This is a genomic window from Bacillus cereus group sp. RP29, assembly GCF_040459765.1.
GTDB lineage: Bacteria > Bacillota > Bacilli > Bacillales > Bacillaceae_G > Bacillus_A > Bacillus_A paranthracis.
The window spans coordinates 2,313,941-2,337,311 of sequence record NZ_JARVHN010000001.1; the positions used below are offsets into that span (position 1 = coordinate 2,313,941).

Below are 23,371 nucleotides of genomic sequence, written 5' to 3' on the forward strand. Positions count from 1 at the left end.
CATGTTCTGATTTATCTTTCTTCAGAGCATGCTTTTTGGGCTCGTTTCCATAAGTGTATTAGTACCAATTTAACAACTCATCAGTTACAAGTTACTTTTTGGATACCACATTTTAGAATAACTAACTTATAGAAAAAATTGAATAATTTTCATGTGTAAGGAGATTTTAAGAAGGATATAGAGGGGATATTTTCCTGTTGTTTTCTAGCCAAATGATTACTGACCCAAAAACCATGTGGTGGAAAGGTTTCTAAAGCTTTTCTGTCAAGAAATCACTAACACTAAAGTTCAAGTATAAAAACATAAACCATTCGATAAATGGGGTAGTATGATGAAAAAACTTAGTAGAAATCGTTTGAGAAAAGATATTCAGGAACTTGAGAGTGCAAGTATGCAGATCCAACATGATCAAGAGTGTGAACTCAAGCAGAGTGTATGTGCGAATGAAGAAGTTTTGAGACAAGTTTTTGAGAATTGTTCCGATATTGTATTTCGTCCACTTCTCATAAATAGTCAAACTGAAATTCTTTTTATTTATATAGATGGATTAGTTGACACTAAGATTGTGGAACAAGTTGTTTTCAAACCAATGATGTTTGAAGGTTTGCCTAGTGGAGTAAAGAGTGAGGATTCGGTAGGAGAAATTATACAAAAACAGCTTATTGCGGTTTCTCAAGTAAAGACGATTTCAAAAGTTCATGAGGTTATAGAAGCGATATTGAAAGCGAATATCGTCATTTTAACAGAAGGAGAGAGTCAAGCTCTAGTCGCTGATTTAAAAGGGTTTGAAAAACGAGGTATTGAAGAACCGGCTGCCGAGATTTCTGTTCGTGGCCCTCGGGACGGATTTACCGAAACGTTAAGGGTGAATACGAGCCTAATTCGCCGAAGGATTCGGAGTCAAAGACTAAAAATGGAACCTTATTCGATTGGGGAATTATCACAGACAGATGTGGTAATGACCTATATTGAGGGCATTGCACCCGATTCGGTTTTGGATGAAGTTCGCCAAAGGGTAAAGCGAATTCAAATTGATGGGGTGTTGGAGTCAGCTTTTATTGAAGAGTTTATCGAGGATCAACCCTTTTCTCCCTTTCCGCAAATTCAAAATACCGAGCGACCAGACGCGGTTTGTGCAAGTTTATTAGAAGGGAAAGTCGCCATTTTAGTCGATAATACACCTTTCGTTTTAATCGTTCCTATGACATTTTGGACGGGTTTGCAAGCAGCGGAGGATTATTATGAGCGCTCCATCTATACGACTTTTGTTCGATGGATACGTTTAATATTAATTAATATTTCATTATTTCTTCCGTCTCTCTATGTTGCTATTACAACTTTTCATCCGAAATTAATTCCGACAAATTTGCTTATTAGTATTGCAGCTGCGCGAGAAGGTATTCCTTTTCCTGCTGTTATAGAAGCACTAATGATGGAATTTTTATTTGAAGGTTTGAGGGAAGCGGGCGTTCGGTTACCAAAACCCGTTGGATCAGCAGTTAGTATTGTGGGGGCACTTGTTATCGGGCAAGCTGCTGTGCAAGCAGGTATTATTTCCGCACCTTTAGTTATTGTTGTGGCGACAACCGGTATTGCGTCATTTGCGTTCCCGCGCTACAACTTAGGAACAGCTTACCGGATGTTACGCTTTCCTATGCTGTTATTGGCAGGAATGCTTGGGCTATACGGTATAGCAATAAGTACCCTTGCGATTTTGATTCATTTAACTAATATTCGTTCTTTTGGTATTCCGTATTTAAGTCCAGTTGCGCCTCAGACTCCGCGTGATTTAAAGGATGTTTTTCTCCGAACGCCTCGTTGGAATATGACACACCGCCCAATAATGGTATCTGGTGAAGAGAAAGTTCGTTTTCCAGATGGACAAAAGCCAGATGAGAAACGGGGAGGGGAAACAGAATGAGTCTGCACAAGGCGCTCTCTATGATACTGGTCGTTTCATTATGCTTCTTGACGGGATGTTGGGATCGTACGGAGCTAAATGATCTGGCAATTGAATTAGGGTGGGGACTTGATCAAGCGAAGAATAATAAGGTTGAAATTAGTGCGCAGTTTATTATCCCATCAAAAATGGGAATGGGACAGAGCGGAAGAAGTAATACAGGAAAATCGGTTTTTATAGAATCAGGAATTGGAAAGGATACACATGAAGCTGTACAAATGATGCAAACAAAAATGTCGAGAGAAATCTTTCGAGGGCACCAGCGTGTAATATTGATTGGAGAAAAAATGGCTAAAAATGGCCTCGCTTCAGTTTTAGATGCATATAGCCGCGATCCTGATATTCGATTACGAGCAGATGCGTTTGTAATAAAGGGGCATACTGCAAAAGAGTTTTTGAAAGCATCCATCCCCTTAGAATCTATCCCGGCACTTGGGGCACTGAAAGAGCATATGCAAATAGAGGCGTTAGGAGATATGTCTTTATTACATTTTCTTATTGCTAGTACGAGTGATGGAATCACTCCGATTTTACCCGTTATTAAACTAAATGTGTCTCATAAAAAAGGAAAAACTGAGGTCAAAGGGTTTCAAATTGTAGGCGGTGCTATATTTAACAACGATTTCAAATTGGTAGGGTATTTAAACATGCAGGAATGGTTAACTACTCTTTGGATAGTGAATCGTTTAAGTAAACAGACGGTTACAGCAAGCGCCTCTAAAGGAAATGGTAGTGCAAGTTTATATATGACAAAAATCAATAGAAAAATTATACCTACTATACAAGGGAACACAATTAAGTGTGATATTGTTTTTTCTGGTGAAGGAACAATTCAGGAAAATAATACGAATTTAGATCTTACGCAGCCAAAAAATATCACTCTTTTAGAACATGTATTGGAAAAACAATCTGAAAAGCAAGCTCTCCAAACTATTAAAAAGGTTCAAAAACAATACGGAACCGATATCTTTGGATTTGGGGAAGCCATTCATCGAAAATATCCATCCGAATGGAAAGGGCTAAAAAAGAATTGGAGTAAACAATTTCGAAAAGTGCAAGTTTCTGTTCATACAAAGCTTACTATTCGGCGAGTAGGACTGACTGGACCACCGTTGCAGTTAAAGAAAAATGAAATGAAAAAATAAGGAGGAATATAGAGTGTGAGAAATTCAATGAAAATCTCTGGCAGGCAAATCTTTTGGATGATGTTCACATTTGAAGTGGGACAATCACTCCTTCTAGTTATTCCAGCGACGATTCGCACTGCCAAACAAGATGCGTGGATTTCGATCTTGATTGCAGGGGGGATAGGGGTTGTTCTTACTTTTTTGGCAACTACACTTGGTTCGCTCTATCCGAAACAAACGCTAATTGAATTTAGTCAAACCATTCTTGGTAAATGGCTAGGAAAGCTGCTGCTGATTCCTTACTTCTTTGGATGGTACATGATAATTTGGATAACCGTCCGTGAATTTGGTGAGTTCATTATTATCGCTTTGTTTCATAATACACCTTTGTGGGTTATTGTCTTGACTGCGATGTTATTGCTCATTTTTATTATTTACCAAGGCGGGGTGGAGGGGATTGGACGTTTAAGTGAAATTATAGGGCCAATTGTACTTTTAATGATAACGTTTGTAATCATTTTGAATATTGGCAATATGAATTGGGATTATATGCGGCCTATTTATCATGATTCTGGATGGCTTCCCATACTTAAAGGCTCCTATACTCCTGTAGCTGCATTTTTCGGGGAGGCTGTCATGATGATGATGTTCGTTTTCTTTATGGACAAACCAGAACAAGCGTCATCGCGGGCAATGTGGGGAGTAGGACTGGCCGTTTTCATGGTAACGATCGGAACATTAGCGGTCATTTTAACATTCGGTCCGAATCTATCTTCAAGTTTTTTGTATCCGGTTTACGATTTGAGCCGGTACATATCCGTCATGGAGTTCATTCAAAATGTAGATATTTTGATAGTGATTATTTGGTTTTTTAGTATTTTTGTTAAACTGGCGTTATACATGTTTATCGCTTGTTATGGAACAGCACAAATATTTCATTTAAAGGATTGGCGAAAAGTAGCTTTGGTTCTTGCTCCTATTTCTTTCATCATAGCTGTATCAGTTAAAAATATCCAAACATTTACTCATTATTACTACCTATTTTTTGTGATTCCAGTTGCATTTCCGGTTTACATGTTTGGAATTCCCTTTCTGTTATTGGTGGTTGGGAAAATTCGAAGGAAATATGCATAAACCTAATCTGGTAATGTGTTCGAATGAAGGTATGTATAGCTTTTTGACTAAAATAAAAAGAGAACGAGCCTACTCACCAGCGTAGGCTTTTTTTATTTGTATATTACGTTATAAGAGATATCTTATTTTCTCCGGAATGTCCTTTTTAGAAATGTATGCAACAGAGTCCTTATAGTAAGAGTAGCTTATTTGGGATAATCAAAAAAACGTATATTGCAATATAAAAACTTAGTTTAATCCTAAAGGATACCCTACAACGATTCCTATAAATTGTTCTCAATAATTGAAAATAAAATCAATCCAGATTATTATATTGTTATTGTAAATTTATTTTATTGAAGGAGGATACATAAATGAAAAACTCAAAAGGCTCTATTGAGTCAGAGATAAGTAAAGCAATTACGCACTGGGAAAAGGACTACCTAGGACGCGGGTCTATATCCGTTAAGACAGATATATTACGAGATATGATTATCGTAAATTTACAAGGGATTTTAACGCCGGCTGAATATACTGTTTGCGAAACGAAAGACGGTATGCTAACGATAAAGAAAAATCGTTCGGAGTTAGTTGAATCTGGAATTGACGATTTGAAAGAGATTATACTCGAATTAACTGGAGAAAAAGTGAAAAGCTTTCATACGGATATAAGTTCGCGTACAGGTGAGCGAGTAATGATTTTTAAGTTGTTTCATAATCTTGAGGAGAAATTTTAAAAATTAAAATCACCGTAGTGTTAGTGGGAGATAATTAAGAAACCTAAAAGTTTTGCACTTTATTTATAATTATTAACATGATAATAATTAAAAACTTGAAATTATTTACGTATAATGAATTTTGATTGAAATAACGCTTGAAAAAATGGATAAATAAATTGACAAACTGCTTAATATGGTTTATCTTATAATTGTTTTAAAAATTAATAGATGCTTATTTTAACTGTTTGCTATAATTAAGGCTTTAGCATTTTTTTAATATGTAATATTGACTAAATGAAAAAGTTTCTTAATTAAAAGATAGCGCATAACATAAATTGATATATTGATTGCATAATCTAGGAGATCAGAGATATACTGTTATTTTTCATAGGAGTAATACATATATTACTATCCTCTATAAAATGGGAGCTCTTCAAAAAACTTTATTGAAGTTAGTTGAAGTGAAACCGACAATCTCCATAATTCAATGATGATATAAAATCATTGAATTATGGAAGTTGTCGGTTTTTTTTATGGAAAAAACGATGTACGAAAAAGAGTGAATAAAAATTGAAATTAAAAAAACTATCGTAATGAAAAGGAATTTTTATAGGTTATTTTCGTTTGGAAGGGAGTATTTTACATGTTAATTTCGCTAAGTTCATCAACACTGTTAACATTATTTTTTATCGCGCTTAGTGCTTCTTGGCTAAGTGGATTATTGTTTTTACATGCAAGGATGCCTTTACGTTTTGTTCATATCCATATTGGTATCGCTGCTTTGCCTTCATTGGTTTCTTTACTTGCACTTGTTAATCACAATGGAGATAGAGTTGTGGGGCCTTGGCATCTAGATACTTTAGCTTGGTTCATGGCTTTCTTCGTTCTTACAATTGGTTTAATCATTCAGCGTTTCTCTGTACGTTACTTAATGGGAGATCGCTCATATCGAAAATACTTTGCACTTTTTACATTTACTACAGGTGTATCTTCGGTCGCATGGTTAAGTGATGATCTTCGCTTCATGATTATGTGTTGGGGAGCAACTCTTATAGGATTGGTTCTACTCATCGGGCTAAATAAAGAGTGGAAGGTAGTTAGTGAAGCAACAAAAATCTCAGGCTATTTATTTACAATAAGTTGGATTGCCTTGCTATCAGCTATCATTTGGCTGTTTCAAATAACTGGACAGTGGCAGTTAACATCAGTTGTAACGAATGAAAATGTAGCTCAATTTGGAACATTGGAGAAAACAGGAATTAACTTATTGATTATAGTAGCTGTGATGATTCCAGCAGCACAATGGCCTTTCCAAAGATGGTTAATTGAATCAGCTGTTGCTCCGACGCCTGTTTCGGCTATTATGCATGCGGGTTTAGTAAATGCTGGTGGTATCATGTTAACTAGATTTTCACCTCTTTTTCATGATGATATTGCACAAATCATTTTACTCATTTTCTCTAGTATTTCTGTCTTAATAGGAACAGGAATTAGTTTAGTCCAAGTTGATTATAAACGTCAGCTAGTAGGATCCACTATTGCACAAATGGGGTTTATGCTGATTCAATGCGCATTAGGAGCGTATTTAGCAGCTGTTATACATTTAATGTTACATGGTTTATTTAAAGCCACACTGTTTTTACAAGCTGGTTCTTCCGTACAACGTTTTGAGGGAGTGAAGCAATCTAATGAAAAGATGTCCAATTTATGGATGATAGTCGGACGTGTTTTCGGATTATTTATAGCAATTGCTTTCTGGTTTATGACTTCTGGAGAGGGGTATCAATTCGTTAGTGCGTTCATCTTAGGTTGGTCATTATACGTTTCATGGAAACAGCTTGTTGTTTTTGGAGAGGGAAGAATGGGAAGAATTGCTGGCTTAATTGTTTTGAGTGGATTTTCTCTCATTTACTTTACCGTTCATAACTCTCTTTATAAATGGTTGCATACTGACATGTATCAAAATGTTCAACCTTCAGCTCCAGCCGTTATTTTTGTTATAAGTCTCTTATTATTTGGTAGTGTTATTAGTACTCTCGTTACTCGTAATCAATCTTCTACAATATTTGCTGTAATGTATCTTTGGTTCGTTCGAGTAGGTGAAGCGAGACAAAAGTCAGTAGAAAGTCATCCAAGCTATCTGAAACATGATGTATCAAAGGGAGGTAATCAGTGATGAGCATACAGTCAATCGTAACGAAAGAAACTTTAAAAAAGAAAGATACAAATATTGAAATACAAGAAAAGAATATGAATGATTTAGTTGAATCTGCTAGCCGAGTGATTGCACCACTTTGGCCTATCTCAACCTTTGCAGCTCATCACCCTTGGATGGGACTTGAAAAACAATCATTTGAACAAGTTGCAGATTGGTTAAAAGAAGCTCGTAATGTAGATATATATCCTAGTGCCTCCATGATTCATTCGGCAAAGGTGAAAGGGGAGATTGAGGAATCATTTTTACAAATAGGCTTGTCTCGTTGGCTTGATTCACAATCTTTTCATATGCCGCGAGAGACAGCAGAGCGTTTTTGCCAAGAAGCTTTAAAGTTAGAGAGATTACCTTCTAGTTTATTATCATCGCCAGAATTAAATAAATTAGCAGAAGAAATAAGTTATATAAATACAGGGAGTATGGAAGACTCTTCTATGCAACCAATCAGTTCACTTATAGAGAATCAAAAGGGTGACAACCTATCAGATGTTCTTAATTACCATATTATTAAATGGTGTAAATTATATCTTGATGACTCCGGATCAAGTTGGACGATGCCAAACCGAGAGAAAGGTTTGTATCGTGCGTGGCACCACCTTATTACATTTGATCCAGCGCTCAGTAAAAATGAGCGTAAAGTTTTAAAAGATTGGCCAGAAGATGCCCTTATAGCTTTAACAAAAGCATTATCTGAACTAGGAATTTCTGAATCTAACAGGCAAGCTTACCTTGAAGGGCACTTACTTTCTTTGCCTGGATGGGCAGGAATGATACGATGGCGCTCGCAACAATCAATTGAGGAACAGGAACTTCTCATACAATATTTAGCAGTTCGAATTTCTATGGAGCTAGCCATTGTAAAACCGTATTTACCTTTAAAAAATCAAAAGGTTGAGAAAAAAGTTGAGGTTGTCCCACTTATAGCTTCTTGGATCTATTGGGGGGATATTTCAATACGGGAATGGTTACAAATGTCTGCCACTGAACAAAGCGAATTATTAGCATTTGCTTATCGTTTTGATGAAAATATTCGCAGGAAACTTTGGCTGGAAGCTTGGGAACAGACGCATGCTGAGCAATTAAGGGAGAAGATCGCTTCTAAACAACATGCAACGAATGATAAAAAACATGTATTAGCTCAATTAGCATTTTGTATTGATGTACGTTCAGAACCGTTTCGTCGCCACCTTGAAAAATTAGGTCCGTTTGAAACGTTTGGAATAGCTGGTTTCTTTGGGTTACCAATTGCGACTACTGAACTAGGCAGTAATAACAGCCATCCTTCTTTGCCAGTTATATTAAAACCGAAACATCAAATAAAAGAACTCGCGGATGAAAATGAATATAAATCTTATGAGCAACGTAAGAAGATAGACAGCTCAGTAAGTTATACGTTTAAGACGATGAAAAAAAATGTACTGACAAGTATGCTATTACCTGAGGTAAGTGGCCCTTTACTTGGTTTACAAATGATAACAAGGAGTTTTGTGCCAAGAAGAGTAGGCGGCTTCATTCGTAACCTTCGTAAAAATATGTTACAAAAACCTAATACAACATTCTCACTTAATCATGTCCATGATACAAAATGTGAGATACCTATCGGTTTTACGAAAGAAGAAAAAGTGAACTATGTACGTCAAGCTTTAAAAATGGTGGGACTGACAGAAAAATTTGCTCCTTTAGTTGTAATGTGCGGACACAGTAGTCAAAGTACGAACAATCCTTATGCTGCAGCGCTTGAGTGTGGTGCTTGTGGCGGAGCAGCAGGAGGGTTCAATGCAAAAGTTTTCGCTACTTTATGTAATCTTCCAGAAGTAAGAGAGGCGTTGTCTGCCGAAGGCATTAACATTCCTGAGGACACCGTTTTTGCAGCAGCTGAACATAAAACAACAGTGGATGAATTGGAATGGATTTACGTCCCAGAACTTTCGGAAACTGCGCAAGAAGCATTTGATAGTATTGAGTCGATTATGCCGAATGTAAGCCAACATGCAAATAGAGAGCGTTTAATGCAATTACCTCATTTTAAAACGAAAATAAAAAATCCGAGTAAAGAGGCGCACCGATTTGCAGAAGATTGGAGTGAAATACGTCCGGAATGGGGATTAGCTCGTAATGCATCTTTTATTATCGGGCAGCGTGAATTGACTCAGGATTGTGACTTAGAAGGTAGGGCTTTCCTTCATAATTATGATTGGAAACAGGATGAAAATGGCGATATCTTAGCTAGCATTATAGCGGGACCAGGAACAGTAGCGCAGTGGATCAATCTACAATATTACGCTTCAACTGTAGCTCCTCATTATTATGGTAGTGGAAACAAAACAACACAAACCGTTACGGCAGGACTCGGTGTTATGCAAGGAAATGCAAGTGATTTGTTATCAGGCTTACCTTGGCAATCCGTTATGCAGTCAGATAGTGAAACGTATCACTCACCACTTCGTTTACTCATTGTAATTCAAGCGCCTACTAAATATATAGAACGTTTGCTAAATAAGGATTTCACATTTCGAGAAAAAGTTCAAAATGGATGGGTCAGACTTGCAAGTGTTGATTCAGAGGGACGCTGGAAAAACTGGTAGCAATCATGTAATGCATATCAACTATTGTTACTAGCTTAAAAGTTTCATAAATACAATCATGAAGAAGGAGTGCTATATATGAGTTCAAAGCATAAAAAGGTTTTATTGTTAACAGAGATGGAACAAGGAATAGAGCCTATTATCCAACAAGTAACTAACATTCAACAAGAAAACATGTTGACTATACACAGCTACGATTCCGTAATTGTACATCCTTTTGGAGATATAATGAGATCTATTATTATTGCTATTTATGAAGAAAATGTGGAAGAAATTGCTGTTGTCGGAATAGAGGATAAAGAAACTAATGTAGTTAATCTACAAATTCAACGTGATTCCATAAAAAATAACAAGGAACTAGACTATCTCTTTGAAAATTGTATGCCTGAATTTTCAAGTGGTAGCCTTGAGGAATGGCTAAGTGGAAAAGAAAATGTTAGTGAAAATATTGAGAAGAGTATAGATATGATTCGTCATCATCCATTAGTACCTTCTAATGTTAAAGTTCATGGCTTCATAATTGATAAAACAGGTGGAAAAGAAACAGTTGTTAAAATTCCTGCTAACAAAGTAGTTGAACAAGTTAACTAATTTATGAAAGACAAATTAATTCTTATGTATAAATCGCTGTTGTATAATAAATTTTATGATGTTTTAAGAATCAGAAGAGGTAGCTATGCAAAATAAAATCATCGTTATGTTTCAAAAAGATTTTCGTTTATATGATAACCCAGCTCTATTTGAAGCTGCTCAGTCTGGTGAGGTTCTTCCGCTATATGTATATGATGAAACTTTTTCAATAGGAAGTGCGTCAAAGTGGTGGCTACACCATACTATAATAGATGTAAAGAGGCAACTTGAGGCATTGGGATCTACGTTAATAATCCGCAAAGGAAATACAATGGAAGAAATACTTTCTCTCATAGAACAGTTAGGTATAACGGCTGTATATTGGAATATTTGTTATAATCCGGAAAGATTACAATTTAATCAAAAAATGAAAATGATGTTAGAAGATAAAGGTATTACCTGTAAGGAATTTAATTCGCATTTATTATTAGAACCGTGGATTATTAAAAAGAAAGATAACACTGAATATAAGGTTTTTACGCCTTTTTATAATGCATTTCAAAAGCAGGTAATATCTAAACCTATTAGTAAAGTGCAGAGTATAAAATGGGGAAGTTCTTTACCAGCAAGTTTATCTGTTTCAGAATTACACTTGTTGCCGACTATACCGTGGACATCTCATATGGAATCAATATGGGAGCCTACAGAAGAAGGGGCATACAAAACATTCAAGAAATTTTTCTCTAGCAAATTAGTCTCTTATAGTGAAGGAAGGGATTTTCCAAATCAAAATGCTCATTCGATGTTGGCACCGTACCTTTCATTTGGTCAAATATCAGTAAAGCTAATGTATCATTACTTAATAAATAAAAGTAACGAAAAACAATGTAGTCTTTTTGAACAACAAGTGAATAGCTTTATACGTCAATTCATTTGGCGAGAGTTTTCTTATTATTTGCTATATCATTATCCATTTACAGTATATAAACCTCTTAATAAGAACTTTGAACATTTTCCGTGGAATAATGAAGAGGAGTTATTAAGAGTATGGCAGAAGGGCGAAACTGGTTATCCGTTTATTGATGCAGGAATGCGGGAGTTATGGCAAACAGGTTTTATGCATAACCGAGCAAGAATGGCTGTGGCTTCTTTTCTTGTAAAGCATTTGTTAATTCCGTGGCAAGAAGGGGCCAAATGGTTTATGGATACACTATTAGATGCTGATATTGCAAATAATACAATGGGGTGGCAATGGGTTGCTGGAAGTGGGGCAGATGCATCACCGTACTTTCGTATTTTTAACCCGATCACACAAGGTGAAAAGTTTGATAAAGATGGGGAGTATATAAGAAAATGGGTACCAGAATTAAGAGATATGCCTAATAAATATATACATAAACCGTGGGAAGCACCTGAGCATATTTTACAAAAAGCCAATATAAAGCTAGGAGATACATACCCTTTGCCAGTTGTTGATCATAAGGCAGCACGAGAGAGAGCCCTTTGTGCATATAAAAGTATGAAAGAATTTATATAAAATACACGAGTCAATATGAATTTGATATGTAAAGGTTATAATGTCTATTTACGTATTAAAGTTGTATTCATTGAAAGAGCATACGAATCATATAGAGTTTCTAAAACCTTCTATTAAAAAGGAGAATGTTTATGAAAAAATCTAGTATTATAGTATTTTTACTAACATATGGTTTGTTTTATGTTTCTAGTGTTTTATTTCCTATTGATCGTACTTGGTATGATGCGTTAGAAAAGCCGTCTTGGACACCTCATGGTATGACAATAGGAATGATATGGGCTGTATTATTTGGACTTATTGCATTATCAGTTGCAGCTATTTACAACAACTATGGATTCAAGCCAAAAACATTTTGGTTTTTATTCCTTTTAAATTATATATTCAATCAAGCGTTCAGCTATTTTCAATTTAGCCAAAAGAATTTGTTTTTAGCAACAGTAGATTGTTTACTAGTCGCTATTACTACGTTACTTCTCATTATGTTTTCTTCCAATTTATCTAAAGTATCGGCATGGTTGCTAATCCCGTATTTTTTATGGACTACATTTGCTACATATTTATCTTGGACCATTTATAGTATGAATTAAAGACGTAAATGAAAACTTGAGCATAATAAAAATGCTCGAGTTTTTATGTATATGAATGGTAATCTGAAATATAGAATATATACATCTTAGGGAGGTCATCTTTGTGAAGAAATGGATAAAAATTATTCTGTACTCTTTACTAGGTATTTTACTTATAGGAAGTATTAGTTTTTTTGTTTGGTCTCAGTTTAGTTACAAACCGACGAAAGAGGCTTTGTCGTTAGTGGATGATAAAAAAGATGAAGATTATATAGCTTTTGGAGAGAAAGATGCGAAAATAGGTGTTATTTTTTATCAAGGAGCGAAAGTAGAAGCCGAGGCTTATAGTTATTTAGGAGAAGCTCTTGCGAAAGATGGACATTTTGTAGTAATGCCTAAATTACCATTAAACTTAGCGATACTTGGAATCAATGAGGTAGATAGTGTAATTGAAAAGTATCCGGAAGTTCAAAAATGGTATGTTGCGGGGCATTCAATGGGCGGAGCTATGATTTCTAAGTATGCCTTTCAACATGAAGAAAAGGTAGACGGGATTATTTTCTTAGGTTCGTATCCTGCAGATGACTTTTCTACGAAATCGATCCCGATGTTATCAATTTATGGAGAAGTAGATGCGTTAGCAACTGTAGAAAAAATAGAGGACAATAAAAAGTTTATGTCAAAGAATACAACTATGCACATGATAAAAGGCGGAAACCATGCTCATTTTGGCATGTACGGTGAGCAAAAAGGTGATAATGCGAGCTTAATTACGCCAAAAGCACAACGAGATGAAACAGTGAAAGTAATGAAAGAATGGCTATTGAAACAATGATAATCAGTTTAATAAATCGATGGAGATTATATAAAAAAGATTCTTACTATGTAAGAGTCTTTTTTTAGTAATTGCTAGCATTTTTGATGTATATCCAGATCTTGAATGGATCAATTCGCATGAAATAACCTTATTTGGGTATAAATATTAAAAAATTGAAGGAGTTTAATATGAAAAAAATGATAGCGGTTTTGTTTACTTGTAGCTTTCTTTTACTAAGTGTACAAGGGATGGCAAATGCAGAGGATTCTTCAAAAGAGATTTCCTATACAGAAAACAATACAAGTAAAATCTTTGAAAATCCAAAAGTTTTTTATAGTAAGGTTAAAAATCATACGTATCGTTCTTTTTATGTCCCTTTTCATGACGCTGAAAATCATATACAGAAAACAGTTCTATATAAAGATTTACAATCGACTATGAAATCCGAAATAGGACCGTGGATAAGTAAGACAGCGGGTACACAAGAAAATCCTAAAATTAATCCGAATAGACAAATTTACTTAATAGCATCATGGATAGAAACAGAAAAAAAATTCCGAGTAAAATATCTTATCGCTGATGCTGAAACAAAGACGACTCTTTGGACTGGAGAAGATAAGGGAATGAAAAAAATAAGCCGATAAAAAATCAGCTTATTTTTTATTTGTTTACTATTTTTAATTGATCTCTTATTTTCTCCGGAATATCCTTTTCTGCAATAATATCGTAAGAATAAACATATTTTCCTTTTACATGAATCTTTAAGAAAGTTTTTCTAATAAAATCATTAGGGGTGTTCGTTCCAACTTTATATTCTTTTTCATTGTTTAACTCATCAACACCTTTTAGGGCATACATAGCTCGTCCTTTATGATGATAATCCGGAACACCATATCCTTTTGCAACCGCATATACATTTTTTTCTTCAGCAATCGGATTAAATCTGTCTAAATCCCCGCGTAATATGAAAGGTAGTAAGTATATAGGAAGACCTATTCCTATTATGCAAATTACAAATTTCTTCATGATCGTTTCTCCTCTTGTTAAATTACTTATTTTAAGTATAGGAAAAAATTCTTATGAATTTAGAAGTGAATTTCTTAAGTTTTTCTTAAATAGGTGTTTAAAGGAGGGATAACAGTGTATGGTTATTCTTTCATGCAAATCGTATTATTTTTTATCCCGCGAAAATGTTTTTTTCATTAGATAATTACTTTACCAAGAATCGGGATGTTTGCGGATACATTTATTTTTGGGATACATAATTATATTTAGAGAATACCCAGTTACAGTATTTGAACTTTTAATAAGAAGGGATGCGAAGGAATGAACTCACAGAGACAAGGCTATGCAGGCTGGTGGCAAGGCGGACATGGTGGTTGGCCGGGTGGACACGGCGGTTGGCAAGGTGGACACGGTGGTTGGCAAGGTGGACACGGTGGTTGGCAAGGCGGGCACGGTGGTTGGCAAGGTGGACATGGTGGTTGGCAAGGTGGACACGGTGGTTGGCCGGGCGGACATGGTGGTTGGCCGGGCGGACACGGTGGTTGGCAAGGCGGACACGGCGGTTGGCAAGGCGGACATGGTGGTTGGCCGGGCGGACACGGTGGTTGGCAAGGCGGACATGGTGGCTGGCAAGGCGGACATGGATATTAAAAAGATACTATAAAATCATTTTTTTATGCAAAGTTTGTATATTTAGTATGATTGTATATTTTCATTTGTATAGTAAGGATATAATGAAAACAGCAAAAAAATCCTGTGAAGTAAGGATTCTATACGTAAAATGAAAGCAGTGGAAATGTCAAAAGAACAAAAGACACCGCTTTTTATTATTCAAGGAGAACGAGACTATCAAGTTCAATCGAAAATCGAAATCCCTCTTTGGAAAGAACAACTAAAAGAACGAGGTAACGTTGATTATCGACTATATCCAAAGTTAAATCATTTCTTTACAGAGGGTGATGGGGAAATAAGTAAACTAGATGAATATTATGTCCTGCTAATATCCCCGAGTATGTTATAAATGATATTGCTGCTTGGGTGCAAGGAAGATTGCAATTAAATTAGCAACCATATGTTTTAATAAAGACTTTCTTTCTGCGATTAAAATAGAAACATTACTATTAGGTTATATTTTTTAAAAACACTCTTTGAAAAGGAGTGTTTTTTTATTTTTCTAAATAGAAATTTTCTATAAAATAAGGGACATGCCTTTTACACAAATCGTTATTTGTAACACCGCTATCAAAGGAAAGTGCTCGTGACATCTCGTTAATATTGAAAAACATTAATAACCTATTGTGTGAAGTTTTTTGAAAATTTAGGTTTAACATCTTTAAAATAGGTGTATTACATATTACATAACAACTAAATAAGAAAATAAAAAATCTAAAGGGGGAAAAATACAATGCATAAGAATGAAAGAAAACCGGTGGTTCATGAATATGATAATGAACATGAAGTAGTTATGAAAGTAAAAGAGCTAGAATTACAAGGGATTCACCAAGATGACATTTACGTCTTAACACATGAAAAACATCTAACAAAAAAGATTGCGGATGATACAAATATAAATACGATTGGAGTAAAAGAACAAGGATTGGGCACAAGTATTATCAACTTTTTCTCCAAAAAAGGGGACGAGCTCCGAAATCAAATGGAGGAAATGGGGTTGTCGAAGGAGGAAGCTAACTTATATGAAGAAAAACTAGATCAAGGGAGAATCTTACTCCTAGTAACAGCTGAAACACCAACGGCGAGTGATAGGCAACCGCAAAACTATCATTCTCTCTAATAGATTGCAATAGGTAAGGTAATTATTTTAGCTTGTAGCATGAAAGAAAATAAAAGTGGAGAAGGGTGAGAAAAAATGAAACATACAATATTTAAATACGCTATGATTGGGATTACGACTGGAGTTATAGTCTCCTTATTAAAAAAGGAAAATCGGAAAGCGATACAAACAAAAGGAAAAAGCGTAAAAGAAAAATTGCAAGAAGGAAACATAAAGGAAACATTGGAGAAGGTAACCGAAACAAGTAAACAATTCTCTGTAACTGCAGCTAATGTTGCAAAACAAACATTACCACAACTGCTTACAGCCACACCAGTTGTCATTTCTACCATTAAAGATTTAACAGAAAATGAAAATAACAAAAAGAAAAAAGATGAAAAGGATTACGAAATAAATGAAAATAGTAAGGACTTAGACGGAGAGAAAACGAAAAATGAAAAGAAATATAGGAAAGAAGGGAAAGAAGAGAGTGCCTAAATTTAACTCTAAAAATAGAAAGTGAGGAAAAAGGTATGAAATCTCTGTATGCAATTGATGTAGGAATTGGCTTTACCAAGCGGGCATATCGACAGGATGTAGATTCTGAGGTGACGATTAAGAGTGAGGCTTCTACACTAGCCCCTGTACCCAATCATGCTGAAAGTGAAGATTTAACAAAGGTAAGTTTTATAGACTTAGACTTTGCATACTACATGGGAAATGAAGCGCATCAATCTGACGCTTCATTTCTTCCTCCATTTGACGAAGAAATAGAAAATTATTATGAAAGCGAACAGTTTAAACAACAAATATTTGGTTGCATTGCAAAGGATTATAAAGAAAATGTCGTGTTACCTTTAGTTGTTACTGGGCTTCCCGTTACTTGTTTTGGTAGTCAGCATGAGCAATTACAACGTGCACTAAAAAAAGAAACTTCTGTGCAAATTGATGGAAAATTTATTACTATTACGGTGGAAAATGCTTTGATTCTTCAGCAACCGGTCGCTTTACATGCTTATTTCTTAAAAGAGGGAATCATTCAGGAGCGAGATCGTATTTTAATTATTGATGGTGGATTTCGTACATTAGAAATGACAGATATGAAACAGAATGTCATTTTAAATCATTATGAGACAGAGCTAGGATGTAGCAAGCCTTTGAAAAATATTAAGAATATCGTGCAGAATCATGCGGGGGAAAGTAATCAATTGCATATTAACGATATGCCAAACATATTAGAAAAAGGATATGGAGGTCGAGAAGAAGATCCTCAGACAAGTCAGGTTCATACTTTAATTCAAAAAGAGTTGGATGCACACTTCCAAGACGTTATGCGTGTATTACAAGAACAATTTAAATTAGAACAGTACGATACTATTATTTGGACAGGAGGAATAGTAGATCTCCACAAAAAACGAATTGAAAAAATACAAGGTGAAATTTCTTCTTTCCGTATGGTAGACGCTTCGAAAGAGGCTGCACTTCATGGATACTACATGATTGGAAGTCAAGTATTTGACGACATCACCAATCAATCTGTATATGAATCTAAATTATAATAACGACTGAAATGGAGTTCGTTGAATAGACGTGCCAAATTATGTAGCTTCTTTTCCATATATAAAAAATGCTTTATAAGAAAAGATAAAAAGTGCTTGTATAGAGGAAATGTTTAAATTTGAGAATAAAAATAGCTAATATATAGGGGGTCTTCCTTTTAATAGAATAAGACCTCCTATGCCATTTGTTTTGTAATTTAGTTGATCTAAAAACTTTTCCTCCAAGACATGAATACCTACATACAAATTTCATATTACGGATATGATTCGATTAAACATAAAACTGTTCAGAAAGGAAGAATAATATGGAATGCATAAAAATGCCGAAATGGAGTTGGTATCATGTGAAAACTAGTGAGCTTGAAAAACTTTCTTCTATAATTCCTCGTGATGTAACATCTTATTTCTCTCAATTTATAAAGAAAATAAGTTCTCCTTGTGAAAATGGATTATATGTTTATACGTTATCATCAAGTCAAACTTGTGTATATGGTTCGTTTTTATTTGATCAAGATAAAAAGGACGCCAAAATTCAAAAATTTCTTCATTATTTCGTAGCTCATGGAATACTCATAACGGTCCAGGAAAAAGAGGAAGAGGATTTCCAAAAATTAATACATAATTCCTCTTTTAGTGTGAAAAATTGTAATAGTTCCGCTGAAGGATTATGTGCTATCTTATCAATCTTTATATCTCACTACTTGCGAAAGGTTGACTATTTCGAAAACAATTTTAGGAATGTATTATGGGATTTTTATCATCATAATAACATAGCAGTTTTAGAAAGAATTTATCATATTCGTCATGAACTATTTATGAACACACATGTGTTTCGCTTAATACAAGAAGTGTTACAAGGCCTGAAAGAAGCTTGGTTAGAAAACTTAACAAACACTCTTTGTTATAAACAAACAAACGTAAAATTAGAGCGTGGATTACAACTTGTTAAAGAGTACCAAGAAGAATTGGACACGATGATTCATTTACAAGAAGTTGTTTCTTCACATCGTGGGAATGAGATTATGAAAGCTCTTACTGTATTAACTGCTGTAAGTACGCCTTTGACGGCCTTAGGAGCATTGTGGGGGATGAATTTTAAATATATGCCTGAACTAGAATGGAAATATAGCTATTTAATTGCTCTCTTATTTATTATTTTCACAACAGGAGGTATGTATTTGTATATGAGAGTGAAAGGATGGACAGGTGACTTATTACGAGTAAAGAAAAAGAAATCCTTTTTTAAATCTAATTAATCTTGTTTATAAAATATATGATAGATATACGGTTAGTAATATTTATTAATTGGGGTAGTATCATTTCGACTTTACAATAGGGATATCGCTGCTTTCAGCAAAACAGACTTCAGAGGCGATTTAGCCAAGATTAATATACCTACCCTTGTTATTCATGATGATTCAGATGCAACTGTACCATTTGAATATAGTGGGAAATTAACACATGAAGCACTCCTATTATTCTTAAAGGACTGATTAAAACTATATCATTGTTAATTGATACATGATAAATAATTTGCAATTCCATCATATTTTTTCTAATAAATGGAAATACCTAAAGGTGAATAATTTTGAGGAGGTTTTCAATTATGGAAGAAAACCAGGACATGAATTCTCTAGATGAACAAGACGTGAAACGTGAGACATTGACAACACGACAGGGGCACCCTGTGAAGGATAATCAAAATATCCGAACAATTGGGAATCGTGGTCCAGCAACACTTGAAAATTATCATTTCATCGAAAAAATTTCTCATTTTGATCGAGAAGAGGTTCCAGAACGTGTAGTACATGCGCGAGGAGCTGGAGCATTTGGGTATTTTGAAACGTATGGAAAAGTTGGAGATGAGCCGGTAGAAAAATATACTCGTGCGAAAGTGTTTTCGGGGGCTGGCAAAAAAACACCGTTAATGGTTCGTTTTTCTACAGTAGCTGGAGCTAAGGACTCACCAGAAACAGCAAGGGATCCACGAGGCTTTGCAGTGAAAATGTATACGGAAGATGGTAACTGGGATTTAGTAGGGAATAATTTAAAAATTTTCTTTATTCGTGATGCGATGAAGTTCCCAGATATGATTCATGCGTTTAAGGTTGATCCGGTTTCGAATGTGGCGAATCCTCAGAGAATGTTTGATTTTGTTTCTCGTACCCCGGAGGCAACGCATATGATTACATTTTTATTTTCTCCATGGGGTATTCCAGCAACATATCGCCATATGCAGGGATCTGGTGTAAACACTTATAAATGGGTAAATGAAAAAGGCGAAGCGGTATTGGTGAAATATCACTGGGAGCCGAAGCAGGGAATTCGAAATTTAACACAAGAAGATGCAAACAGTATTCAAGCAATGAATGTTAGTCATGCAACACAAGATTTATATGAAGCAATTGAGCGCAAAGATTATCCAGAGTGGGAGCTATTTGTACAAATTATGGAGGATGATTATCATCCAGAACTCGATTTTGATCCTCTTGATGATACGAAGCTTTGGCCAGAGGAGCAGTTCCCCTGGTTACCAGTAGGACGTATGGTTCTTGATCGTAATCCAGTTGATTACCATTCAGAGATTGAACAAGCTGCTTTTGGTACAGGAGTACTTGTTGATGGCATGGACTTCTCAGACGATAAAATGCTACAAGGTCGTACTTTCTCTTATTCAGATACGCAACGTTACCGCGTTGGTGCAAACTATCTACAATTACCTGTTAATGCACCTAAAGCACCTGTTCGTACAAATCAACATCGTGGTCAAATGGATATGCGTAATCCGAAAGAGTCTGGAGAAAATCCGCATATTAACTATGAGCCATCTATGCTGGGTGGTTATAAAGATGCAAAACAAGAAAAGCACCATCCACACCAACCAACTTACAATGCGGCTGCTATGAGTGCACCAATCGATCGTCCTAATAATTATGGTCAAGCAGGTCACACGTATCGTAGTTTTGAGGAGTGGGAACGAAATGAGTTGGTTAAAAATCTATCTGAAGCACTTGCAGTATGTGACAAAAGAATTCAGAATGCGATGATTGAACACTTCACACAAGCTGATGAAGATTATGGCCGTCGTGTTAAAGAAGGTATTGAAAAGAAAATGAAAGAAGCTAAAACGGAAAACAAACTTCCAGGCCGCGAAGTAAGTAAATCAAAATATGGCCAAGGTTCATTAGCTGCAAACGAAGCAACAAAAGATGCAGTAAAGAAAAGCCATGAATCAGATCCTTATTAATTAGACGTAAGCACAATAGGCTTATACTTAGAGGTGCCGTTAAAACGGTTAGGCAGCCTTTCATACGATTACTAAGTAGTTTTGTTTAAAAATATGAGGGGTATTAAATATCATAAGATAGTTGAGAAACAAGTGAAAAATAAAGCTTTATAAAAGATGCTCTTGGATAAATCCAGGAGCATCTTTTTGAATGCGGCGTAGTGCACCACTGTAACCAATTTAAAGAATCGAAATCTTCTATAACGAAATTTTTGCTCATTTTTAAATGTTGATATTGAAATGTTAGGTTGATAAATCTCTATTAGTTTCGAGTTGAATATTTTTCTTAACGGCTAAAATTTATGGATTAGAGTTTTTTTTGTCTCTTAGGTGGATTGCTATATTACTATCAAGATAATATTTTGAATAATCCTCAAAATAAAGAAATGTTTTTGTCAGAAAACGATAAAATCTTATTAATTTTTATAATTAGTAGAATTTTTATAGAAATAATCCTCTTAATATATTAAAATAACATCGTGTTATGTAAGATTTTAATTATTAGGGGAGAGAAATTTTATGTTGAAAAAAATCATTCCAGTTGCTTTAGCATTAAGTACAGTTACTTTTACTAGTGTATTCGCTGTGCCTTCAGCCCAAGCAAGTACAGAACCAAACCGCTACATAGATGTGCAAATGCTCGGTATTAACGATTTTCATGGGCAACTAGACACAGTAAAAAAAATTAACAATAAAGATGCAGGGGGAATCGAGTACTTAGGGGCTTATTTACGCGATCGTGAAAAACAAAATCCGAATACATTAAAAGTACATGCTGGCGATGTTGTTGGAGCAAGTACTCCTGTTTCAGCATTATTACAAGACGAACCTACCATTGAATTTCTAAATGATTTAAAATTCGATGTTGGAACGATAGGAAATCATGAATTTGATGAAGGTGTTGAAGAAATGAACCGCCTTATTTATGGTGGATACCATGAGAAAACAGGGAAATTTAAAGGAGCAAAATTCCCATATGTTGCCGCAAATTTCTATAATAAATCCACCGGTCGTTTATTTTTACCACCATTCACTATAAAAAAGGTACAAGGAGTTCCTGTTGGATTTATCGGAGTCGTAACAACGGATGTGCCTAATCTTGTTATGCCTACTATGCTAAAAAATGTAGAAATTACAGATGAAGTTGAAGCTATTAACAAATCCGTAAAGCAATTAAAAAAACTAGGTGTTAAATCTATCGTTGTTCTTGCACATAACGGGGGGACAACAGATGGGAACGGCGTAACAAATGGTGATATCGTCCGATTAGCAAATGAGACTGATCCAGAAGTCGATGTTATTTTTGGTGGGCATAGCCACACTTATGTAAATGGAACTGTTAATAATAAACTTGTCGTACAAGCAAATTCTTACGGTATGGCTTTTGCTGATGTTGATGTAAAGATTGATCGTAAAACACAAGATATTGTTGAGAAAAAAGCAGAAATTGTTACAACTTACCATGAAGGCATGGAGCCTGATAAAAAAATAAAGAAGAAGATGGAGAAATATCAAGCAAAAATCGCACCTCTTGTTAATGAAGTTGTAGGTAAGTCTATTGCTCCGCTAGATCGCAAACTAAATACGGCTGGTGAATCTACTCTTGGAAATTTAGTTGCTGATGCCCAGCGTGCAACAATGCAATCTCAAATTGCACTTATGAATCCTGGTGGTATTCGTAATGACTTAGATGCTGGTGATATTACATGGGGAGAGATATATGGTATTCAACCATTCGGAAATCAATTAATAAAAGTAAATTTAACGGGTCAAGATATTTGTGATATTTTAAATCAACAATGGCAAAAAGATATAACAAGAATGCTTCAAATTTCAGGGATCCAATACACTTGGGATGCAAACAAACCTAATGGAGAAAAAGTAACAAATATGCGCCTAACTAATGGAGAAGAAATTATTTCTTCTAAAACTTACAGCGTCGTTGCAAACGCATTTCTAGCTTCAGGTGGAGATGGATTTGTATCCTTTAAAAACGGTAAAGATGCTGAAACAGGACCAACTGATTTTGAAGCATTAGTAGATTACATAAAAAAATCAAAAGAACCAATTCAGTCTATTATTGATGGAAGAATTCAAAAAATAAATTAGGTTTTTATTAATCTCAAAAAATAGATTACCTATGCACTATACTTTTTCGTGTGCAGGTAATCTATTTTTTTGATTTGAAATAGAGTTTTACCGTGGCTAATAGGTATACCGTCTAGATGCAGAATGCCGAAAAAAATGAAATTCGTATAATTGCTAATTCATCCGTAACTATCATTGTTTTGTTTGATAGCAATGGAGTACGGCCACACATCCATCAACTTAAGAGTTGGGACTATTCTAGAGATTAAAAGCACGTTAGCATTTTCTTAATTAATGAGAAAGAGTGACATACTTTTTAGGAATATGCATAAAAAACAAGGGGTTTCATTATTTGCCGAAGATTTATCTCAATAAAAGTCTCCCAATACACTTAATCAATTCACTAAATTAGAGTTGAGTTTTTGGTAAGAAGGGAGCCATATGTTTCGAAAG

Annotated in this window: 20 protein-coding genes and 2 pseudogenes; 20 read left to right on the forward strand and 2 right to left on the reverse strand. The window is 35.1% G+C overall.

What is annotated here, in order from left to right:
- The first annotated feature begins 328 nt into the window (after positions 1-328).
- The 11 genes from QCI47_RS12280 to QCI47_RS12330 all read left to right on the forward strand — a co-directional run bounded on the left by QCI47_RS12280 (position 329) and on the right by QCI47_RS12330 (position 13,853).
- Positions 329-1,921 carry a spore germination protein gene (locus QCI47_RS12280; protein ID WP_061130823.1) on the forward strand — a complete coding sequence of 531 codons (1,593 nt, stop codon included), beginning with the start codon at positions 329-331 and terminating at the stop codon, positions 1,919-1,921.
- Positions 1,918-3,105 (forward strand): Ger(x)C family spore germination protein, encoded by a 1,188-nt coding sequence (locus QCI47_RS12285; RefSeq protein WP_000052125.1) that lies wholly within the window; start codon positions 1,918-1,920, stop codon positions 3,103-3,105. Before QCI47_RS12280 ends, QCI47_RS12285 begins: the two co-directional genes overlap by 4 nt.
- Before the next feature lie 27 nt (positions 3,106-3,132).
- The gene (locus tag QCI47_RS12290; protein WP_001997784.1) at positions 3,133-4,221 is read left to right on the forward strand and encodes a GerAB/ArcD/ProY family transporter; all 1,089 of its coding nucleotides are present in this window, start codon (positions 3,133-3,135) and stop codon (positions 4,219-4,221) included.
- Positions 4,222-4,574: 353 nt separating this feature from the next.
- Positions 4,575-4,937 (forward strand): Na-translocating system protein MpsC family protein, encoded by a 363-nt coding sequence (locus QCI47_RS12295; protein WP_000798158.1) that lies wholly within the window; start codon positions 4,575-4,577, stop codon positions 4,935-4,937.
- Between the two features lie 625 nt (positions 4,938-5,562).
- On the forward strand, positions 5,563-7,095 hold the full coding sequence (locus QCI47_RS12300) for an NADH dehydrogenase subunit 5 (RefSeq protein ID WP_309423246.1): 1,533 nt from the start codon (positions 5,563-5,565) through the stop codon (positions 7,093-7,095).
- Positions 7,095-9,719 carry a DUF2309 domain-containing protein gene (locus QCI47_RS12305; RefSeq protein WP_309423245.1) on the forward strand — a complete coding sequence of 875 codons (2,625 nt, stop codon included), beginning with the start codon at positions 7,095-7,097 and terminating at the stop codon, positions 9,717-9,719. Before QCI47_RS12300 ends, QCI47_RS12305 begins: the two co-directional genes overlap by 1 nt.
- A gap of 78 nt (positions 9,720-9,797) precedes the next feature.
- On the forward strand, positions 9,798-10,310 hold the full coding sequence (locus tag QCI47_RS12310) for a carbonic anhydrase (RefSeq protein ID WP_000095510.1): 513 nt from the start codon (positions 9,798-9,800) through the stop codon (positions 10,308-10,310).
- 85 nt (positions 10,311-10,395) lie between these two features.
- On the forward strand, positions 10,396-11,826 hold the full coding sequence (locus QCI47_RS12315; protein ID WP_309423244.1) for a cryptochrome/photolyase family protein: 1,431 nt from the start codon (positions 10,396-10,398) through the stop codon (positions 11,824-11,826).
- Positions 11,827-11,957: 131 nt separating this feature from the next.
- Positions 11,958-12,413 (forward strand): TspO/MBR family protein, encoded by a 456-nt coding sequence (locus QCI47_RS12320; protein WP_000749736.1) that lies wholly within the window; start codon positions 11,958-11,960, stop codon positions 12,411-12,413.
- Positions 12,414-12,516: 103 nt separating this feature from the next.
- Complete coding sequence (locus QCI47_RS12325) at positions 12,517-13,227, forward strand: alpha/beta hydrolase (RefSeq protein WP_086708082.1); 711 nt, start codon at positions 12,517-12,519, stop codon at positions 13,225-13,227.
- Between the two features lie 170 nt (positions 13,228-13,397).
- Positions 13,398-13,853: a hypothetical protein gene (locus QCI47_RS12330; protein ID WP_309423237.1), complete on the forward strand. Its 456-nt coding sequence runs from the start codon at positions 13,398-13,400 to the stop codon at positions 13,851-13,853.
- A 16-nt stretch (positions 13,854-13,869) separates the two neighbouring features.
- On the opposite strand, the gene QCI47_RS12335 is transcribed toward QCI47_RS12330, so the two are convergent.
- Complete coding sequence (locus QCI47_RS12335) at positions 13,870-14,235, reverse strand: YxeA family protein (protein WP_000714879.1); 366 nt, start codon at positions 14,233-14,235, stop codon at positions 13,870-13,872.
- A 300-nt stretch (positions 14,236-14,535) separates the two neighbouring features.
- On the opposite strand from QCI47_RS12335, the gene QCI47_RS12340 reads away from it, so the two are divergent.
- Entirely contained in the window at positions 14,536-14,865 is a 330-nt protein-coding gene (locus QCI47_RS12340) for a hypothetical protein (RefSeq protein ID WP_001088219.1), read from the forward strand.
- A 115-nt stretch (positions 14,866-14,980) separates the two neighbouring features.
- Positions 14,981-15,279: pseudogene (locus QCI47_RS12345) on the forward strand (alpha/beta hydrolase); the annotation flags it as partial.
- A 101-nt stretch (positions 15,280-15,380) separates the two neighbouring features.
- Here the strand turns inward: QCI47_RS12345 and QCI47_RS12350 are convergent.
- Positions 15,381-15,479 (reverse strand): acyl dehydratase, encoded by a 99-nt coding sequence (locus tag QCI47_RS12350; RefSeq protein ID WP_240814093.1) that lies wholly within the window; start codon positions 15,477-15,479, stop codon positions 15,381-15,383.
- A gap of 140 nt (positions 15,480-15,619) precedes the next feature.
- Here QCI47_RS12350 and QCI47_RS12355 point away from each other — a divergent pair, with 140 nt between their 5' ends.
- The 7 genes and pseudogenes from QCI47_RS12355 to QCI47_RS12385 all read left to right on the forward strand — a co-directional run bounded on the left by QCI47_RS12355 (position 15,620) and on the right by QCI47_RS12385 (position 22,939).
- Entirely contained in the window at positions 15,620-16,006 is a 387-nt protein-coding gene (locus QCI47_RS12355; protein ID WP_000549419.1) for a YflT domain-containing protein, read from the forward strand.
- A gap of 75 nt (positions 16,007-16,081) precedes the next feature.
- Entirely contained in the window at positions 16,082-16,483 is a 402-nt protein-coding gene (locus QCI47_RS12360; protein ID WP_086708086.1) for a peptidase U61, read from the forward strand.
- A gap of 35 nt (positions 16,484-16,518) precedes the next feature.
- Positions 16,519-17,544, forward strand: a complete 1,026-nt coding sequence (locus QCI47_RS12365; protein WP_086708088.1) for a ParM/StbA family protein — start codon at positions 16,519-16,521, stop codon at positions 17,542-17,544.
- Positions 17,545-17,849: 305 nt separating this feature from the next.
- Positions 17,850-18,800 carry a magnesium transporter CorA family protein gene (locus QCI47_RS12370; protein WP_000388894.1) on the forward strand — a complete coding sequence of 317 codons (951 nt, stop codon included), beginning with the start codon at positions 17,850-17,852 and terminating at the stop codon, positions 18,798-18,800.
- A gap of 63 nt (positions 18,801-18,863) precedes the next feature.
- A pseudogene (locus tag QCI47_RS12375) lies at positions 18,864-19,037 on the forward strand (alpha/beta fold hydrolase); the annotation flags it as partial.
- 113 nt (positions 19,038-19,150) lie between these two features.
- Positions 19,151-20,791, forward strand: a complete 1,641-nt coding sequence (locus QCI47_RS12380; RefSeq protein WP_061536670.1) for a catalase — start codon at positions 19,151-19,153, stop codon at positions 20,789-20,791.
- Positions 20,792-21,349: 558 nt separating this feature from the next.
- The gene (locus QCI47_RS12385) at positions 21,350-22,939 is read left to right on the forward strand and encodes a bifunctional metallophosphatase/5'-nucleotidase (RefSeq protein WP_073540898.1); all 1,590 of its coding nucleotides are present in this window, start codon (positions 21,350-21,352) and stop codon (positions 22,937-22,939) included.
- Positions 22,940-23,371 lie beyond the last annotated feature (432 nt).

What these genes read in the sequence shown, in the direction of transcription:
- QCI47_RS12280 (WP_061130823.1), top strand. Translation starts at nt 329, where the DNA reads ATGATGAAAAAACTTAGTAGAAATCGTTTGAGAAAAGATATTCAGGAA.
- QCI47_RS12285 (WP_000052125.1), top strand. Translation starts at nt 1,918, where the DNA reads ATGAGTCTGCACAAGGCGCTCTCTATGATACTGGTCGTTTCATTATGC.
- QCI47_RS12290 (WP_001997784.1), top strand. Translation starts at nt 3,133, where the DNA reads ATGAAAATCTCTGGCAGGCAAATCTTTTGGATGATGTTCACATTTGAA.
- QCI47_RS12295 (WP_000798158.1), top strand. Translation starts at nt 4,575, where the DNA reads ATGAAAAACTCAAAAGGCTCTATTGAGTCAGAGATAAGTAAAGCAATT.
- QCI47_RS12300 (WP_309423246.1), top strand. Translation starts at nt 5,563, where the DNA reads ATGTTAATTTCGCTAAGTTCATCAACACTGTTAACATTATTTTTTATC.
- QCI47_RS12305 (WP_309423245.1), top strand. Translation starts at nt 7,095, where the DNA reads ATGAGCATACAGTCAATCGTAACGAAAGAAACTTTAAAAAAGAAAGAT.
- QCI47_RS12310 (WP_000095510.1), top strand. Translation starts at nt 9,798, where the DNA reads ATGAGTTCAAAGCATAAAAAGGTTTTATTGTTAACAGAGATGGAACAA.
- QCI47_RS12315 (WP_309423244.1), top strand. Translation starts at nt 10,396, where the DNA reads ATGCAAAATAAAATCATCGTTATGTTTCAAAAAGATTTTCGTTTATAT.
- QCI47_RS12320 (WP_000749736.1), top strand. Translation starts at nt 11,958, where the DNA reads ATGAAAAAATCTAGTATTATAGTATTTTTACTAACATATGGTTTGTTT.
- QCI47_RS12330 (WP_309423237.1), top strand. Translation starts at nt 13,398, where the DNA reads ATGAAAAAAATGATAGCGGTTTTGTTTACTTGTAGCTTTCTTTTACTA.
- QCI47_RS12335 (WP_000714879.1), bottom strand. Translation starts at nt 14,235, where the DNA reads ATGAAGAAATTTGTAATTTGCATAATAGGAATAGGTCTTCCTATATAC.
- QCI47_RS12340 (WP_001088219.1), top strand. Translation starts at nt 14,536, where the DNA reads ATGAACTCACAGAGACAAGGCTATGCAGGCTGGTGGCAAGGCGGACAT.
- QCI47_RS12350 (WP_240814093.1), bottom strand. Translation starts at nt 15,479, where the DNA reads ATGTCACGAGCACTTTCCTTTGATAGCGGTGTTACAAATAACGATTTG.
- QCI47_RS12355 (WP_000549419.1), top strand. Translation starts at nt 15,620, where the DNA reads ATGCATAAGAATGAAAGAAAACCGGTGGTTCATGAATATGATAATGAA.
- QCI47_RS12360 (WP_086708086.1), top strand. Translation starts at nt 16,082, where the DNA reads ATGAAACATACAATATTTAAATACGCTATGATTGGGATTACGACTGGA.
- QCI47_RS12365 (WP_086708088.1), top strand. Translation starts at nt 16,519, where the DNA reads ATGAAATCTCTGTATGCAATTGATGTAGGAATTGGCTTTACCAAGCGG.
- QCI47_RS12370 (WP_000388894.1), top strand. Translation starts at nt 17,850, where the DNA reads ATGGAATGCATAAAAATGCCGAAATGGAGTTGGTATCATGTGAAAACT.
- QCI47_RS12380 (WP_061536670.1), top strand. Translation starts at nt 19,151, where the DNA reads ATGGAAGAAAACCAGGACATGAATTCTCTAGATGAACAAGACGTGAAA.
- QCI47_RS12385 (WP_073540898.1), top strand. Translation starts at nt 21,350, where the DNA reads ATGTTGAAAAAAATCATTCCAGTTGCTTTAGCATTAAGTACAGTTACT.